The sequence below is a fragment of the Paraburkholderia sp. SIMBA_030 genome, from assembly GCF_046535245.1.
Lineage (GTDB): Bacteria > Pseudomonadota > Gammaproteobacteria > Burkholderiales > Burkholderiaceae > Paraburkholderia.
The window spans coordinates 1-238 of the sequence record NZ_JAWRXB010001583.1 but is presented as its reverse complement, the minus strand read 5'-3'; the positions used below and the strand labels follow the sequence as shown (position 1 = coordinate 238).

The window sequence follows — 238 nt, the reverse complement described above, 5'->3', positions numbered from 1 at the left end:
TTCGGCGACGGGCGGCGATGTCGGCGCATGTCGGCATATATCGAACCAGGATGGATCGACGGGCGCACGAAGCTCACGATCAGGATGACTGACTAAGAAGCTGTTGCGAAATTAGTTAAACAAAGGCTTGAGACGCGTCCAGCAAATCAGGGCGCAGGCCAAAGACATAAAGGCCTCGTGAACATGAGCGTAGCGTTCGTAACGAATTTTGAGTCTTCGAAACGCATGGAGCCAGGCA

The 238-nt window shown here is 53.4% G+C and carries 1 pseudogene; it reads right to left on the bottom strand.

What is annotated here, in order from left to right:
* Window positions 1–111 precede the first annotated feature (111 nt).
* A pseudogene (locus SB772_RS45345) lies at window positions 112–238 on the bottom strand (IS5/IS1182 family transposase); the annotation flags it as partial.